The sequence below is a fragment of the Bacteroides sp. genome (genome assembly GCF_019417265.1).
GTDB lineage: Bacteria > Bacteroidota > Bacteroidia > Bacteroidales > Bacteroidaceae > Phocaeicola.
Genome location: NZ_DXVR01000052.1, coordinates 1 through 18,717, shown reverse-complemented (window position 1 = coordinate 18,717; position 18,717 = coordinate 1). Strand labels below are relative to the sequence as shown.

Here is an 18,717-nt window from a genome sequence, read left to right as displayed (position 1 = left end):
AGAGACAGCCCTCTGTAGTAGGAATAATTGCAAATGATTTTCCCGACTTCCACGAATAGCAAATACCTCCGTGTCGTACATCATTAACCAGCAAACATATTGGCAGATTATCCAACTTTATTTTCCCATCTCTCAAATCAGGACAAAAAGTCCGGACAAAATTCATCAGCAAAATATCATTGGCATACATATCCTTGCCGTTGTCGCTCCAGCCTGAATTAAAATAAGTATTCCTATCGAGGCCTATTGTATAATTATCAGCACCGGAATCTGCCGACAAAGCAGGTATTATATAGACATTAAAATATTCCATGTACGATTTGTATGGTTCCACTCCAAACAGAAAATCCAGAGCCGAGCGTGCCTGTTTCTCAAACTTGCCTCCATATTGCAAGTCATTTTCAGTATATCCGTCCCCCGTCACTACCATAGTGACCGGATTTATATTACTGCTTTTATGATAAACTATCACATTTCCTGTGGCGTATGATTTTGGTTCATCGTCATTTTCATCTCCTTCAATCATTCCCCATGGCATTTTATCGACACTTACAACATCTATGCTTCCTTTATCCGAGCAGACAGCCTTAACCTTATGCTTCATTCCAAATTCCATATCCATCACCACAGGAAGTACTTTCTGCGTTCCGTCAGACATGGAAAGGGTAATCTGTCCGTCTGCAATGTTCTGGGCAGGAAGAATTACAGAAAAGATACTATCATTCCGGCGACAAGCCTTAACAGATTTCCTTTCTTTATTTATGCAATAAACCTTGTCAAGTGCAAAATGTGCCCAGGAATCAGGATAAGCAGTCACGCTCATACTGTCAACACGTACAGATGCCTCCTTTGAATGAAGCAATTCTACTGAAAGCATGGCAAGTTTGTGCTCCATAGGTATTGACACATAACTGTTGGTCTTTTTCGTTACTACCCTGCCAAACAAAAAGTCACTATGTCTGAACTCTTTAATGGAATCCTGGTTTAAAGAAACACATCCGTTATACGAAGGCCATGCCAAAACCTGTCTTACATCGGGAGTATATGCATAGATTTCAAAATTCTCCCCCATAGCTTTCCATTTAAGGTTATCTATATCCTTCCATTCAACTTTATTAGGCTGGAAAACCGAAGCACAATCAGCATTCCAGATCTTTCCATCGAATGTTGTAGTCTGAATATATCCCTCCTCGTAACTGTTGGGACTATACCCTTCGGAGAAAATAACTAACGCAAGAGAATCACCTTTACTGAAACCATTATTGCTGTCTTCATCCGCGGACTCTCCTTTCTGCGAAGCCCCGTCCATAACGTAAGGGCTTATATACATGTTGGAATACCCCATAAGGGCATTAATTATCTCTTCTGCAGTACATGCCGACACTGCAAAAGCCATAACTGCCACAATCATGTATATAAGCCTTCGTTTCATATCGTGCAAAGATATAAATTAATAATCATATTCCAATGCGAAATCATCAACCCAAAGAGTAGAACCTGCTCCGCCGGTGAAATAATCGCCCAACTTGCTGGCTGAGCATACTATTATTATTCCTGAAGGAATTACATCAGTACGTCTGTATTCAAGCTCTATTTCAAACTTCTTGTAATCAGGCACGGTTTCGTTGATATTCATTTCTCCATAGGCAAGGACGTAGTCGGCATTTTTGTCGAAGTACTTACCGTTGTTGTTCGGATTATCAGTCTTAATTTCAACATATGTACCGTCGCTGTCAGGATTGCCACTGACCAATGCTACCCACACAATACCTGTGTCGGGCTGTCCCTGAAGATGTTCATACCCTTTCGAAGTCTTGTCAATAGTTGTCTGAGTATATTTATAGTATCCTGTAAGTTTGGTTGGGAAAGTCTGGAAAGTTCTACCGAATCCCAACAAACCGTTCATACCCTGAGTTTCTTTATATTTTCCTATAAAGAGGTTACCGGCTGCCATAACTCCCACAATAGCCTTACTTTCGAGTTTCGCTGCTGTAGAACCACTACTTCCCGGTCGTGGTTCATTCACTCCCATGGTAATATTGTCATTCTCACTTATGGTTGTACTTCCCTTGTTTCCTGAATCCCAGAAAGATTCTTCACCTTCAGCCCACGGACATATCACTTTTCCATTTTGGCTCCAGTTTTCAAATCCCATATTAGGTATTTCAACCTCACCGAGTGTAGTGAATTCAACTTCACCGCCTTCTATGTCGCCAACTTTTGCACGGCATACATATTTTGTTTCCGGTGTCAAACCTGTCAGCACTGTAGAGAAGTCCGTACCATCCATTTCTATATCCGAAGAAGGAACAGCAGTCCATTCTGTGTCGTCAGCCTTTCTGTACTCAAATCCGCAAGTTTGACCTTCCATTCCAATACCATAAAGCCATGCCACCCTTACTCCCGGATTTGCAGCCTTAGTCATGTTCTGGTCGAAATTATAGATTCTTATACTCCATGTTTCATCTATAAAATCGCTGAATTTAACTGTTACAAAAGCCTCGATATAGTTCTTATAAAACTTCCATCCATTCTCCTTACTTACAACACCTTTCACTACTCCACTCTCTTCACTGCCCTGAGGTCCAAGTTTCAAGTCCTGAAGTTCTGCTCCGGAGAGAGGCAAATCTTTCTGAATATATGCCACAGCCATTTTCTGTTCGGCATCAAACACCGGTTTACCCATCTGACTGGCAACCTTGAACACTCTTTCAATATTCTGTACAGGAACTATCTTCCAGTTATATTCCTGAAACAATGAAAGTTTTACATCAAAATTATGAGTAAGATCGAGTACATCGCCTTTCTTTACGTTCGATTCAATATTATTGTGATAGTTATTGTCACTACCATCCCTCAAAGTAGCCTTATACTCGATATTCAGCAATTCCGATTTTGCAGGATTGGCTGTTTCCTCCAAATTTACAGTCACAGTCATGTCCTTTTCGGAAATCACCGCATCACCCGTCTGTCCTGATACTGAAAAAGCAGTAATGGACAATGGGACTTTACCATATGGCAAATCATTCTTTATGCAGCCACACATAGCAAAAATCAAAGCCACAGCACCTGCCAACGATATATATAATCTGTTATTCATGTCGCATTACAAACAAAAAGTTAAACCTATATTGATATTCAGGATATTGATTTTAAAATCAGCACCACTCGTATCGCGCTTTCCTTCTTCACCCAGACTATTGTTCTGTCTTTCTGAACGATATTTGAATCCGGCCACACCAAACGACATTTCTGCCGATACATTCTTCGTGATGAATACAGCCACTCCAGGATTTATACCAACTCTAAGCTCGTTGATAGTAGTTTCAGTATTGGTAATATCCGCACTGTCAGATTTTCCGTTTGTAAAGTTGGAATGTCCACGCTTGTAAGTGACATGCGTTTCATTAAACAGTCCGAACATACCGCTCGGATCAAGACCGATATATGAACGATGAAACAAACCCACGGAATACAAATCCTCCGAATATCTCATTCCTCCAAAGCTGAAACTCATGTCCGAGCCAAGATTTAAATCAAGATTACCCAAATCACCAATCATACGGTTATATCCGAACTTCAATCCCACAACACTGTTATTGCTATAGGCATATCCCACATAAGGATTAAAAGCCTTAACAGAAAAATTGGCATCGAAATCACCAAGCATGGAATATAGCAGACTCCCCTCCTCACTCTCATAATTAACGAAAGAGAATGTAAGTCCACCCATCCATTTACCTTTTTCTATAAGCTTGTAGTTCAATATACCGCGGTCAAAACGCCCGATAGACTTTTCTGGAATAAGTTTCGACTTGTCTTCAAAAGCAGTCTTCTTTTCCTTCATGTCGATATAAACCGTATCACGTATAATTATAGTGTCACGTCCCTGCGCCATCAAGCCTGCTGCCACAGACAGCAGTGCAAATATAGTAAATATTATCTTCCTCATACACATATATTATAAGTAAAAGGCTATACCCAAGCCTACAGAGAATAAATTGATTCTGAAATTGGCAACGCTCGACGACTGCTCTCCCGTATAAAGCTGGTCTGTCTTATGTTTCGTTCTGCTGAAATCCACACCAAGAACACCCACACTTACTTCTACTGCCGTATAATTGTTTACGAAAGCAACAATTCCCGGAACTACGCCAATACCCAAATCTACCGAACTGGTATATGTTCCGGTCAGTTCATCTCCATTGCTTGTCACAAGTTTTGTCCTGCTTTCGCCGAACTTCAGTTGAGTTTCAGCAAACAATGCAAATCGCTTGCTTGTACCAAGATTGATATAATTTCTCATTATTCCCATCACGGAATATGAATGTTTAAGCTGATATGTATCGTCCAAATCAAATGAAAGGTCATCTCCCAGACCTAAAGACAGACCATCAAACTTAGTCAGCGTACGTCCGTAAGAGAAACGACCTCCAAGCGTCATATTATCCCTTATGGCATACGACACAAGCGGACTGAACTTGAAATTATATCCGTCTGAATTAAACTTATCGATTATCAGGAACTGATAGTTCTTCTCAGTGTGCTCAGAGTAAGACACACTGGCTCCTGTAATCCACTGCCCCTTAGGAACAAACACATTATCGGCTATTTCTCTCTGCTTCTTTTGTGCCGTAGCCATTAACGGCAGGCACAAAAGGATGCAGATGTATAATAATTTATTTTTCACTGTTCTGTTGTTTATCTGGTTATTCTGTTAGTTCACTTTCTTCGTATATGAGTTCAATATCATCAAGCCACATTGCACTACTTGTACTACCAGAATAATAGTCTCCGTACTTACTTGCTGTTGCAACAATTATTATGCTTTTAGGAACCCTATTGAACCCACCATAATTCTCGTAATTGATAGGTATTTCAACTTCTACCATACCTCCATCAGATGCCTGCAGAGTTTCCGTAAATTCTACCTCTCCATATCCTATAGTTCCTGAACTGTTAGGATCAAACAGCTTAGGTCCTAAAGTTCTAACAACCACAGGCCACTGCGGATAACTTGGATCATCACCTACCCAGTCACCAACAGCAATATATATCTTACCAATGTCAAGATTTCCCTTACTGATTTTATCAGTATCTGTATAATCGACTGTTCCAGGAGTATATTTTACCCATACTTTCAGAGCGTATGGTCTTGTTTCAAAAGGTCTTCCCCAACCCAAAATTCCATAATATGTTTTCTCTGTACCAAGAAACTCACCTACAAAAAGATTTCCTGCAGCAAATTTCCCAATGCCCAATAAACTTACAAACTGAGATTTAAGATACAAAGACTGATTTCCGGAATGCTTTATACTTGTATCAACACTAGTTACATTTACAGACATAGTAGCTGAACCTTCATTTCCACTATCCCACCAATAATTATTAGGATCTTTACTTATCCTTAAGGTTTTACCATCATAAGATACATCCTCAAAACTATAATTATCCAATATATGCACAGCATCGGTTGTTACCTCACTAATAACATTAGATACCTTTGCTCCTTCCACCATCTGATACTGATAAGTAGTTCCAGGCTTAAGTTCTTTTACTTGCTCTGTCTTATAATAAACGCCATCTATTATTGCCGGAATATTTTCACTCCATGTATCAGTATTCTTTTGTCTGTATCTGAAATACAAAGTTTCTGTAGGAGTTTTTCCTTCCAAGTTCTGACCATAGAATACAGCTTTATCAGACCATATTTCATATCTACGATCTTCAGGTATATTTATAGACGTTACATTTGCATCAGATACTATTATATTCCAAACAACTTCTCTCATCTTGGCAGTTGCTCCTTCTTGAATTTCATCATAAGTATCTGTTGCTGTGAATTTAATGCTATATGAAGATTCATTTATGAAATAAGAATTCAATTTGTCACCAAATTCCAATGTCACATTTTTCTTATCTTCGGTGATAACCACATTCAAGCCTTTATCTATAAACTGCTGTTGCTCTGAAATGATATCAAGAGAGTTTGAATTCAATCCAAGTCCGGTCAACAATTCACTCTCAACTATTACCGTTTTCAGAGGTGTAGAACCTGAGAATGTAAATACAGGCGACATTGTCGCACCGGTGGCCACAAACATATCAGCTGACAAATCTATCTTTTCTGAACCATTAGTTGCCGATACAACAGGTCTTTGATATACCATAACTGTTTCATCTTGAGTATAAAGAGGAGTTTCATCAACTTTCAGTTCAAAGAAACCACCTCCGTAATTACCAGGTACAGGTTCACCTTCTGAAGGTGAATAAGTAACTGTATATAAAGTAGCTTCCTTGACAGACTCAATAATGTTTTCATATGAAAAGTCTGTTCCTGTTTTTGTTTTTCCACTGAATAAACATTTAATTACCGGATTGTTTTCAGGTGCTATAAAATACCCAGTCTTTGCTTCTTCAGCCATAGGATACTCCAACGAACCACCTTCTACCGAAACTGTAACTTTAGCTTCTTCAAGTAAATTATTCCATTCCTGAGAATATTCTATCTTAACAAGGGTATTCACAATATTGCAATTGACATTAACCCCTGTTGTCTGTCCTTTTACGACAGAAAAACTCTCAGTACCCTTGTAATATTTATCCTCAAACGATGCAGGAACAGAATCACCGGCAACAACCAAAGTAGAATATTTATCACCCACAGGCATTAATATACCATCTTCAGGAACTTCAGACCATCTGCCATAGCGATTAACCAACTTACCGTTATTAAAAATCCTTATTTTACAGTTTTCCCTCAGGGCTTTGCTTTCCTCATCACTTAACGTTGAGCGTGATGCCACTACAGCAACTTCATCATCTACACCAAAGTCTATCTTAACTCTACCTGCATTACTCAGGAAAGAATCTTCCTGTCTGCATCCCAATAGACAAAGGCATCCTGAAATTACATATAATAATGTATGTCTCATTTGAATACTCATTTAAATTATTATTGTGCAGAAGAGGTACTGTCAATTATCAATTCTTCTTCAGCGGTGTCACCATAAGAATCAACTACTCTTATTTTAAAAGAATGTTTTCCAGCGAAAGTGCTTTCAAACAACAATCCGACAAACGGACTAATATCAAACAATACAACGCCCTTATTATTTATAATTTCCTCACCTACAGGAAATTTCAAGTTTATCAAAGCATTCTTTATTTCCTCTGTAGCCGGTTCTGCCAAATCAAACGATGTAGCCCCACCAAAAACAGTGCTTGCTGCAGACAAGAAGCCTTCATTATCAGATGTTATTTCCACATATACATGCTGCATACCTTCCGGAGCCATCAAATTAACCTGCAATGTTCCCGGATTTACTGTTATAGGTTGCTTTATATCAAATCCAACGCCTTCAATACTTGGTTTACCGAAATCAAGTATCTCATCATCTTCAGGAAGAACACTTCCCTGAAGTTCCGCTGTCAAAACTTCATCAGAAATTTTAAGTTTCATTGCAGGCACTATACCACCAGTTCCCGGGTCAACATAAGAAGCAGAAACCAAATCATAATTAACAATAAGTTCTGTTCCTTCAATAACTGTATAAGACGTAGTTATGGTGGTAGGTTTTGATTCTCCATCTACTTTACCTTCAAACCGCACTCCTACTACATTATCCGTTGCCTTACAATGGAAATAGCCCGAACGAGTTTCGTCAGCTGTATAGGTCAACGATTCATCACCGAGAGTTACAGTAACTTGTGTGTCTTCGCTAAGAAGAGGTTTCAGATCATCACTATACTTTATTGTGACTTTCACGTTTTTAAGTGTACATGATACTGTTCCTGCATCTACAATCTTATCTTTCACAATTGTAAAAACAGACGATTCGCCATAACAACAAGGAGCATCAAACTGAGCACCTTCAACATCCTGCGAATGTGCAACCAATTTATAATCACCTGCATCTAAAGTAAATATTTCCGGCATTTCGCTATATTTCCATTCTTGCACTAAAGAATTGTCTGCAGATTTATAAATACCTACAACATAGTTATTCAAATCTTCTGCAGCACGCGATACAGTAACCATAGGCTCTGTATTATACGTCATTTCCATACTTGACAGTTTTACCTGACCGGTACCGGTAACGCTTAAGTTCATCTTTTCACTATGACAAGATGAGAATATCATTATACTTGATAATAATACTGTTAATGTAAAAAATAGTTTTTTCATTGTATGTTGCGTATTTTTATTCGTAAATTAATTCTATATTATCCAAATAAAGCTCACTTCCGATGTTTTCGCCAGTTGTAAGATTTCCAAAAGGAGCAAAAACTCTGATATCATCTTTAGAAGTTGAGGTTCCGGATTTAAATACAATAGACAAAGTGGTAGGCTCATTCTGCTTATTTAAATAAACAAATGGTATATACTTCTCAGTCCATTCATTAACCGGTAATGCCTCTTCAGAAGACAAAGTCTGATCTACCATTAAAGTATTACCTGAATACATTTGTATATTCAACACATAACGGTCTGCATTTTTTGTTACATATTTATAATAAAATCGCAAACCATCCGGTAGTCCATCGAAAGTTATTCCGTACTGTGGGCTTGAGTTATATGTTCCCAAGTAAAGTTCACCCGGAGTTATATTATTAATTACATTTGCACTGGTACCAGCTGCTGTATTTCCATCCCCCCAACCAACTGTCCTAATCAATGCTCCATTACCGTCCTTACCGGTAGTCCTTATAGTACCTGAATTTGCTACATATCTGGTCCATCGTTTATTCCATGTTGCATTAATCTTTTCACTTTCCTCTCCTATAGAGGTTGTATATTCATTTAATGTATCCCAATGATTATCTATGATATTTGTATAAGGGTACCATCTTTCCCAAGATCTATATGGAGTATGTTTATATGATGTAGCTACGCCGAAAATAGAATTAGCATCTCCATGTCCCTCCATTCCATCAGGACCAACAGTCCAATACTCCATATCGCCATTAGGAAGACTTACAACCTTCCACGTCTTCAATTCAATCTCATTTGTAGCTTTAGAATTGTCACTTTTTTTAACAGCTCTCAAAGCTATTTTTGTATCAGGACTTAAATCATACGCAGTTATTCTACCATCTTCATTTAATATTCTTTCTACATTTACCCAATTACCGTCAGATTCTTTTTTCTGGATTGTAATATTTTCAACTGTTTCATTATAAAGATGAACAGTTGCACGTTTTGCCCAAACATCATTTTCAATATTATCCATTTCCAATCCAAAATATACAGGAATATCTATTTTAGAAGAATAAGTTAAATATTCAGCTGAAATATTAAATGTTTCTTTAAAAAATTGCCCGTCTATCCTAGAAAGTGTCACAGTATATTGCTTCACTCCATCCACTTCTACAGGTTCACTTACATTCTGAACACTTAGAGGTGCTCCTCCATCTGTTAATGCAAATTTTATATTATTAGCATCCCCATCAAGTAATGTTACATTCACTTTACATTCATAACCCAAGAAAGGTGCCTCTTCGTCCGTTGGATATACACTAAACATACAATCCTGAGCTTCAACATTAAACGAGAACACATCTGACGTCTTATTTAGTTTATCTGTTACAGTTAGTTTTATATCTACCGGATTATCCTTAGGCAAGGTTCTTACCAATTCTGTAAAGTCAATATATGCCATTTGGCTTAATGAGCCTGAAAATCCCTTCAAAACAACACCTGAAGCTTTTATAACAGACATTGTACTTTCATCAGCCGATGTCAAATCTACGCTTTCACTCCAACCTTTTCCTTTGAGATAATCAGATGTAGTAGTCATTAAGCATGATGCAATTTCCGCTTCTGCATTAATAGTAACTTTAAGAGTTTCATTGAGCGCAACTCCTTCCACTATGGTAAATTCCTCACCACTCTCTACACCTTCACCTACCATATACGGAGCATTGGAATTAAGTGCCGCATCAGATACATTTATAGTAACAGATTCATCCTCCCAGTTTTCAGAAAATGTTACTTTCATTATAGCGTTAGACACATCAACATCCAATGTAAGAGCATACTCATACTGAGGATTCAAAGTATATTTTCCTACATTTAAGGTAGCCTCATTGGCACCTGTCTTCTTTGCTTTCACATATACAGTGACCTCACCTGAAGCAAGATACGCTCCACGTGTTTCATCCTGTACATATTCTACTGTATTGCCTTTAGTAGTAGATACATAAGACGAATATGTAGAAAAATATTTCTTGAAATTGTCTGTATAATTGATTTTCAGAATAGAATTTGCCAACTTGCATTCCAGTTCTACATCCACATTATCACCTTTCTCCAAATGTATATCCTTAGAGCCTGAATAATATGGTTGATCAAAGCCTTCAACTTCCGGATTTCCCATGTCGGCAACAACAGTATAATCACCTACCCTCAATTCAACATTTTCACACTCCCCATTATTAAACTTTTCATAGTCGGTACATGCATATACTGTTTCATCATATGCCTTTACTGAGAGTTTGAAGCCATTTTTTAAAGCCTCAGCTACCGGATCAAACGGTTCTTCCGTTTCCGTTCCACCATTTTCACTACCATCACTTCCACCAGTGTTTTCCTGACTATCGTCATTTCCGCCAGACACTTCCTCATCTGTTTGGCCTTCCTCACCACTACGTGATGGAGTTAGCGTACTAATAACTTCTGAGTCTATTCCTATATTCCTGAAAGATACTGTAGCGAAGCCATCTGCAGATGAAGCTTCGTCCTTATTACAAGACACCATAACAGCCACAAAAGCTATCAAAGAAAACAGGATTTTAATTCTTTTCATTTCCTTTTTAATATATTACATAATTTCACGCTGCAAAATAACTGCTTTTTAGTATGTCCTGCAAGGTCTATTCTTGATATTTTTGTTCTATTTTTAATCATATCTTATTTTTGATTATTCATAAACGGTATATTTTTAATATTTTATAGGCTTTTAATCATATTGTTTTTGGTCAATACTTCAAATTGACTAATTTTGTAGATATGACATAACAAACACATTTATTCATGGACAAAGAACTACCAAAATTTGACTTGCCGGAAGATTGGCTGGCAGGTACTGACATAAGCAAGGAGCTATTAGGACTTTATAAAAACTACCCGGTCAGACTGAAATGCGAAATTATTGCTTTATGTATGGACGGAGAAATAGATGCATCGGTAAACCTGAACCGTATAACAGTGAGGAAAAATGATATTATCACTCTTATGCCCGGCTCTATACTCCAGATAAACGAGCTGGACGGGGAACTGAAAATATTTTTCTTGGGTTTCTCGTCAAAATACGTGGAAAGAAACGACAAGGCCAAAACAATGCTGGACGCGATATATTCCACACTTGGCAAACCCAGAATTTCGCTGTCGGACAAAGGTGCGGAAATGGTAGAAAAATATTACAGATTACTAATAGACGTTTATGAACTGTCCGACGAGAAAATTAAATCGGAAATTGCAGATAATATTTTTACGGATACACACAAGGGTATATCATTATTATATAAGAAGAAATCGGCTAATGAGAGTGCAGCCTCATCAAAAAGCGAACAGCTATGCAAGGCTTTCACCCAAATGGTGATGCAGCATTATAATGACAACAGAAATGTGGCATGGTATGCCGAGAAATTGGGAATTTCGCATGCTCATCTATGCTCGGTAGTGAAACAGGCCACCGGAAAGACTTGTGCGGACATTATTTCGTCTATGGTGATTATGGATGCAAAATCGCAGTTGAAATCTACTCAGCTGAGTATCCAGGCTATATCTGATTCACTGAATTTTGCAAACATGTCGTTCTTCGGAAAATACTTTAAAAGACACGTGGGAATGAGTCCTTTGGAATACAGGAACAACGGGTGAAAACAAGCCCTGCGAAAAGCCGAAAAAACGCTTCGTCGTTTGAAATAAAACGACGAAACGTTTTGATTCAAACGACGAAGCGTTTTCAGACATACAATTTCACTACAAACTCACCACCCCTATCTTTTTCTTTCCATCCATTTTCACAGTCAGAGGTTTTTCAAAACGTACCCATCGCAGGAATTTGGTTTCTTCTACGGCAGGCAGACTATTCAGATAGTCCTGATTGTATATACCGTCGTTCATAAAGGCATTTATGGTGAAATAGCCTACCCCGAAGGATGTCAGATTCTGGAAGAAGTGTGTACCCTGGCTTGGGTCGACGCGATAGTTGGTCAGACCGGCCTCTACTATAACTCTTGCAGCAGAGATGTTAGGCCACTTGACAGGTATGCCGAGCCATGTGTCGCTGCTGCCCCATCGGCCGGGACCTACAAGCACGTAGTGTTTGCCCTCGTCCAGGAACTTTTTGTTCAGTTTCTCTATTTCATAAGCGATAAGCTGGTTGTTCGATGCTGTATATCCGTCTGTCTTTACATAGATGATATCGCAGATATCGTCCATCACGCCATGTCCGAGGGAATTTTCGCTCTTCAGTATAAGCTTATCCTCAGGAAGGAGATTCAAATCTTCATCCAAATCGGCCTTCATATCCACCATCGGACGTATCTGAAGCAGATAGAACACTCCGGTCTTGTTATTGGCATTGAAGTTGACGGCAAATTCGATTTCCACCGGACGGCGCATCTCACCCTGACCGTATTTCTGTGCCAACTGCAAGAGGCGTGCCAATGGGAACACATCGTGCTGTAGTATGTTGGCGAAAGTGATAACTTTTCTGCCTCCGGGATATATACCGTCGCGTATCACCATGTCGTATGGGTCGTATGTAGAGGCTATGTAGTTAAGTGCACCATCGGCCTCAGCATCCTTGACATGGAGTTTCAGAAGATTGAATCCATCATCGAGAGAGAAATTCTGTCCCGTATTCTTGAGGTCGAGGGCATAGAAGCGTGTCTGTGTTTCACGAAGGGCTATTTCCATTTCGCTGGTCTGAAGTACCTGATGAGGGTGATAAGGACAGACCCTTAGGGTAAGCCCACCGTCGACTATGTATTTTCCCAATCCCAATGCAAGGCTCACTGTACCTTCTTCCGCAAGTTCGTCATTTATAGGATAATAGTTGATGGAACGTGCCACACCCGATATGGCCGGATAATAACGGTCGCCATACTGTGTACCAACCACTTCCTGAAGGATGACTGCCATCTTTTCCTGGTCTATGACATTGCTTGTAGCCTGCATATAGGCCTTGCTGTCCTTGTAGAACACTGATGCATACACACCTTTTATGGCATCACTCAGCATACGGAGCATCTCGTACTTATCCTCCATGAATGGTATCATATAGGTGGAGTATATTCCTGCAAACGGCTGATAATGTGAGTCTTCGAGCAGGCTGGACGAACGTATGGCTATAGGCGATTTCACCACATCGAAGAATGCGAAGAAATCTTCCACCAGGCGGTCGGGCAACTTGGCCCGCAAGAATGCCCTTAGAATGGTTTCATCGTCTGCATCGCTCAAAGCCAACTGATAAAGGCGGTTACTGTCCATAAACTCATCAAAGATGTCTGTACAGAGCACTACAGTCTTTGGAATGGCTACGGATGCATTCTCAAAATCTTCAAAATCAGGATGACGCTTTATCATATTGTCAATGAAAGCCAGTCCACGTCCTTTTCCTCCGAGAGAACCTTCACCGATACGGGCAAAATTGGAATAGCGGTCGAAACGTTCGCGTTTGAATTCTGCCACCACTCCCTGATTCTTCATCTTACGATAGCGTACGATAGCTTCGAATATTATCTGACGGTGGGCATCGAGGTCCTGCAACGACTCCCAAGTAACCTGCTTCAGAAATTCTGCCACAGGGAATATGGCACGCGAATAGAGCCAGCGCGACACATGATTGCGGCTGATATGATAATGGAATGAGTCGGCCGGAATGGAGAATACTATGTTCTGAAGTTCCTTCAGATTGTGCACACGGGCCACTTCTTCCTTTGTTTTGGGATTGATGAACACGAAATCGCCGAATCCGAAATTGTCGGATACAGCTTCGCGAAGGTCGATATTCATCTTCTTGGAGTTCTTATCTATGAATACGGCCTTACACTCATCGGCATATTTGCGGTTTTCTTCTTCGGCCGACTGAAGGATAAGAGGCATGAACGGGTCGCGTGCGCGTACCTCTTTTAGAAGTTTTACACCGGCAAGCGAGTCTATTACTCCATCATGCGGAAAACGTGCATCGGATATTATACCTAGAACATTGTTGCTGAAGGTTTCGTAAAGATGCATGGCTTCCTCATAAGAACGTGCAAGAACAATCTTCGGACGTCCTCGCATACGAAGGGTACGCTGATGCTCGTTCAACGCTTCTGTAGCAAACTCCTGACTCTGCTTAAGCACGAACTTATAAAGGTTCGGCAGTACGGACGAATAGAAGCGTACCGAATCTTCTACAAGCATAATCATCTGGACGCCCACTTCCTTTATGTCATGCTCCAAGTTCATCTTATCCTCTATCAGTTTGATAATGGAAACAAGCAGGTCGGTATTGCCCAACCAGCAAAATACATACTCGAACACACTAAGATCTTCATGCTGCATTCTCTCTCTGATGCCATGAGAAAACGGAGTAAGAACAACGATAGGGATATGAGGATATTTAGCCTTTATGTCACGTGCAATGTCGAAGGTATCACTACTATCCGTTCCCGGCATACATATCACGAGGTCAAACATGGTATTTCCCAACTGTTTCCATGTTTCTTCGGGAGTTGAGACTTGAGTGAAACGAGGAGGATAGCGCAAACTTAGATTCATGTATTCAATGAAAATTTTTTCATCTATGCGCCCGTCGTCCTCAAGCATGAAAGCATCATAAGGATTTGCCACCAAAAGGACATTGAATATACGTTTTGTCATCAGGTTGGCAAACTGCGTATCCTTAAAATAAAGCTGGTTTAACTTTAACTTACTGAGCATAAAGTTGTATTTTTAGTTTTTCTATCTACAAAAATCAGCATTTCCCTCGATTTATGCAATTTATTTATAAAAAAAGGAGGACTGAATACAGCAAAGTTTATTAAAAATGTACCTCAAATTCGAGCAATACAGGCAGATGGTCGCTGTAACCGCCTTTATATCTCATGCCATTGAAAGTACGAAACGGAGTATCACCACCGTATTTATCGTCTTCCTCCATCAGAAACGGAATGTCCAGGATGCGGGCTTTGGAATATGATGTCCGGATGCTTCCTTTGCCTAAAAGCGTACCGCTCACTATCATCTGGTCCAGTATTCCCCACTCGCCACGGTATTTGTACGTTCCGCGTGGCTTGCCGTCCATCAGATTATAAAGTGTGTGAGGTTCGGTTGTCTTTCCGGGTTTACGCGCGCCGAGTACTTCGCTCAGGGATTTATTGGACGGATAGTCGTTGAAGTCGCCCATTATTATAATGTATGGATTAGTACGCAAATACATGATACTGTCCGAAGCCGATTTAAGACGGCCGGATGCCATAAGCCTGTACTTTTCCGTTTTCCGCCATCCTCCCGAACGGGAAGGGAAATGCACGAGAAACACATCCAACGTATCTCCTGTAACTATCTGTCCGCTCACGTGGAGAATATCGCGTGTGGGTCTTCCACCTATGGATGTGGTGGGTATATTGATTATGTGTTTTTCCAGAAGTTTAAAGGTGTATGGCTGATAGAGAAGCACTACGTCTATTCCGCGTTCGTCCGGAGAATCTGTCATAACGTATTCATATCCGGCTTCACGCAGCGGCGAATAACGGACGAGAGTACGGGCACAGAATTCATTCTCCACTTCACAAAGCCCTACCAGGTCCGGCACCTGCTCGCCTGAAGCTGAGAGTATCACACGGGCTATGCTTTCCACTTTTTTAGTGAACTTTGAGTAGGTCCATCCGCGCGGACTTCCGGGCATAAATTCAAGGTCATTTTTAAGCGAATCGTGACGGCAGTCAAAAAGATTTTCTACGTTATACTCCATCACTAAAAACTGTTGTTGGGCAACAAGACTCATCGAGACGAGCCCTGCCACCCAACACAACAGCAATCTTATAATATTCATGCTCAAGCCTTTACGGGTATATTCTGAAGTACATCGAGGAGATGTTTCCAGAACTTGTCTACTGTAGGGATAAGCATTCTTTCGTCAGGCGAGTGAACACCGCGCAATGTAGGTCCGAACGAAACCATATCGAGCGAAGGATATTTCTCAAGGAATAATCCGCATTCCAGTCCGGCATGTATAGCCTTCACTTTCGGTTCTACTCCGAAGAGTTTTTTGTAGCTTTCCACTGCCACACGGAGTATCTCTGACGATGGGTTTGGTTTCCATCCCGGATAACCGTCGCCTGTAGTTACGGTAGCACCACCAAGTTCAAAAGCAGAACGTACTGTCTGCGACATGTCTATGCGTGAAGAAAGAATGGAACTGCGCTGACTTGTACCTACAACTATCTGTCCGTCACGCATCTTTATGGAAGCAAGGTTAGACGATGTTTCTACCAGTCCTTCCATGTTCTGGCTCATGGCAAAAACGCCATTGTGTACAGCGTGTATGGAATTAAGGAAACGAATCATAGCTGTCTTATCCATAACTTCAGGATGTGCAGTTTCCGATTCAAGGTCTATCCTTACGTTCGGTTCAGTGACAGAATATTCGTTTTCCACGTCTGCAAGGAAGATATTCAAATCCACTCTCACAGATTCTTTATCCTTCATAGGCACTGCACAAACGGCATGGGCTTCGCGAGGAATTGCATTGTGGAGGTTTCCTCCGTCTATCTCAGATATATACAAGTCGTATTTTGATGCCAATTGCATCAGATAGCGGTTCAGCAGTTTGTTGGCATTGACACGTTTCTTATTGATATCGTCACCTGAGTGACCGCCTGTAAGGCCTTTCACTGTTACGCGGAAAAAGAAATAACCTTCAGGCGATTTAACTATAGGACAAGGGAACACGGCTGTAGTTCCCGCACCTCCTGCACATCCGATAAACAATTCTCCTTCATCCTCCGAGTCAAGATTTAAAAGGATATCACCGCTCATGAAACCTTCTTTCAAGGCAAAAGCTCCGGTAAGACCAGTTTCTTCATCGACAGTGAAAAGACATTCCAGTGGTCCGTGCTTGATATCGTCCGAAGCAAGTACAGCCAACTGAGTGGCTACTCCGATACCATTGTCGGCACCGAGTGTAGTACCTTTGGCTTTAAGCCATTCTCCGTCGATATAAGTCTGGATTGGGTCTGTATCGAAGTTGTGAACTGTGTCGTTGTTCTTTTCGCACACCATATCAATGTGTGACTGCAGGATAACAGTTTTCCTGTTTTCCATTCCGGCTGTGGCATTCTTCTTTATAAGTACGTTGCCTGCTTCGTCAATCTTATATTCGAGTCCTTTGCTTTTTGCAAAATCAATCAGAAAAGCGCGAATCTTTTCTTCTTTCTTCGAAGGACGCGGAACTTTACAAATCTCATCAAAATAATGAAAAACGATTTTAGGAGTCAAGTCTTTTACTTCCATAATAATTTGTATTAAGCATTTATTGAATTATATTTCGTGCAAAAATAAGTTAAATAAGACGATTTACACATATATATTGACTTTTTTAAAAGCATTCTGAAGTTTTAATCGTAACAAAACTATATATTTGCACTACAAAAATAGTGAAAGGTAAGCGGAGAGGCAAATGAAAAACACAGTTTTTCAAATTTTGACTATCCTAAACCATATTCTATTTTATTTATTCCAAATAGTGAAAGATAAGCTGAAAGACAATATATATGCTTAAAATAATATTTGCTACATTAATAATAGTCGCTATTTGTATAGCACTGTTATGCGTAAAAATACTGTTTAAAAGAAATGGGCGTTTTCCTAACACACACGTCAGTGGCAGCAAGGCCATGCGTGAAAGAGGTATAGGATGCGTACAGTCGCAGGACAGGGAACAGAGAAAAATCAATCCCCATGCCATTTCTGAAAGAAGCAAAGAATAATAATTAACTTAATTGATATAGAAGATTTATGAAAAAGACTAAGTACATCCTTAAAGGATTTTTGGCTGTGGTTATGGCTGTAATGTTCGTACAATGTGCAGGTAACAATGGGGAAACAACACAGACTGCAGCACCTGTTGCAGCCAATGGCACAACAAACATGAAAATAGCATACGTTGAAATCGATTCACTTCTTACCAAATACCGTTTTTGGAATGACCTGAACGAGCTTATGATAAAGAAAGAGGAGAATATCCGTACTACTCTTAACGAAAAAGCTAAGGCTCTGGATGCTGCAATGAAAGAATTCCAGCGCAAATATGAAAACAACGGTTTTGTAAGTGCAGAAAGCGCTCAGCAGCAGCAGAACCGTATCATCAAACAGCAGCAGGATCTTCAGGCTTTGCAGGAAAAACTTAGCAAGGACCTTGCAGACGAAAACCAGAAAAACAGCCTTCAGTTGAGAGACTCAATCAACTCATTCCTTAAAATATATAACAAGGATAAAGGATATAGCCTGATTATCAGCAACACAGGTTTCGACAACCTTCTTTATGCTGACCCTGCATTTAATATCACTCAGGAAATTGTTGACGGACTTAACGCACGTTACTCAGGTTTAAACAAATAATCATCCGTTTAAACAGCATTTAAACGATATTTAAACAGTGTTCAAATTGTCTTTTCCTGATTTTGGTTGACTGTTATAATGTCATTACCACTGATTAT

At 40.0% G+C, this 18,717-nt stretch carries 13 protein-coding genes; 3 read left to right on the top strand and 10 right to left on the bottom strand.

Features of this window, described 5'->3' with window-relative positions; all coding sequences use genetic code 11:
- The 7 genes from QZ379_RS07775 to QZ379_RS07745 form a co-directional block, all read right to left on the bottom strand.
- A partial coding sequence (locus tag QZ379_RS07775) for a fimbrillin family protein (RefSeq protein WP_291562735.1) occupies positions 1 to 1,432 on the bottom strand: 1,432 nt, incomplete at its 3' end.
- Between the two features lie 18 nt (positions 1,433 to 1,450).
- Positions 1,451 to 3,100 (bottom strand): PCMD domain-containing protein, encoded by a 1,650-nt coding sequence (locus QZ379_RS07770; RefSeq protein ID WP_291562732.1) that lies wholly within the window; start codon positions 3,098 to 3,100, stop codon positions 1,451 to 1,453.
- A gap of 6 nt (positions 3,101 to 3,106) precedes the next feature.
- Entirely contained in the window at positions 3,107 to 3,952 is an 846-nt protein-coding gene (locus QZ379_RS07765) for a hypothetical protein (protein WP_291562729.1), read from the bottom strand.
- A gap of 9 nt (positions 3,953 to 3,961) precedes the next feature.
- Positions 3,962 to 4,642, bottom strand: a complete 681-nt coding sequence (locus QZ379_RS07760; protein ID WP_291562740.1) for a hypothetical protein — start codon at positions 4,640 to 4,642, stop codon at positions 3,962 to 3,964.
- A gap of 67 nt (positions 4,643 to 4,709) precedes the next feature.
- The gene (locus QZ379_RS07755) at positions 4,710 to 6,935 is read right to left on the bottom strand and encodes a DUF4493 domain-containing protein (RefSeq protein WP_291562726.1); all 2,226 of its coding nucleotides are present in this window, start codon (positions 6,933 to 6,935) and stop codon (positions 4,710 to 4,712) included.
- 20 nt (positions 6,936 to 6,955) lie between these two features.
- Positions 6,956 to 8,188, bottom strand: coding sequence for a DUF4493 domain-containing protein (locus QZ379_RS07750; RefSeq protein ID WP_291562723.1), 1,233 nt, complete (start codon positions 8,186 to 8,188; stop codon positions 6,956 to 6,958).
- 16 nt (positions 8,189 to 8,204) lie between these two features.
- Entirely contained in the window at positions 8,205 to 10,808 is a 2,604-nt protein-coding gene (locus QZ379_RS07745) for a DUF4493 domain-containing protein (RefSeq protein WP_291562720.1), read from the bottom strand.
- A 227-nt stretch (positions 10,809 to 11,035) separates the two neighbouring features.
- On the opposite strand from QZ379_RS07745, the gene QZ379_RS07740 reads away from it, so the two are divergent.
- Entirely contained in the window at positions 11,036 to 11,884 is an 849-nt protein-coding gene (locus tag QZ379_RS07740; protein ID WP_291562717.1) for an AraC family transcriptional regulator, read from the top strand.
- Between the two features lie 102 nt (positions 11,885 to 11,986).
- On the opposite strand, the gene QZ379_RS07735 is transcribed toward QZ379_RS07740, so the two are convergent.
- From QZ379_RS07735 to QZ379_RS07725, 3 genes are all read right to left on the bottom strand, one after another.
- Positions 11,987 to 14,938 (bottom strand): PEP/pyruvate-binding domain-containing protein, encoded by a 2,952-nt coding sequence (locus QZ379_RS07735; RefSeq protein ID WP_291562714.1) that lies wholly within the window; start codon positions 14,936 to 14,938, stop codon positions 11,987 to 11,989.
- Between the two features lie 100 nt (positions 14,939 to 15,038).
- A complete protein-coding gene (locus QZ379_RS07730) occupies positions 15,039 to 16,052 on the bottom strand; it encodes an endonuclease (RefSeq protein ID WP_291562711.1) in 1,014 nt (337 codons plus the stop codon).
- Positions 16,053 to 16,054: 2 nt separating this feature from the next.
- A complete protein-coding gene (locus QZ379_RS07725; protein ID WP_291562708.1) occupies positions 16,055 to 17,512 on the bottom strand; it encodes an aminoacyl-histidine dipeptidase in 1,458 nt (485 codons plus the stop codon).
- A gap of 260 nt (positions 17,513 to 17,772) precedes the next feature.
- Between QZ379_RS07725 and QZ379_RS07720 the strand changes: the two genes are divergently transcribed.
- A complete protein-coding gene (locus QZ379_RS07720) occupies positions 17,773 to 17,988 on the top strand; it encodes a hypothetical protein (protein ID WP_291562706.1) in 216 nt (71 codons plus the stop codon).
- Between the two features lie 28 nt (positions 17,989 to 18,016).
- Entirely contained in the window at positions 18,017 to 18,619 is a 603-nt protein-coding gene (locus QZ379_RS07715; protein WP_291562702.1) for an OmpH family outer membrane protein, read from the top strand.
- The last annotated feature ends 98 nt before the right edge of the window (positions 18,620 to 18,717 follow it).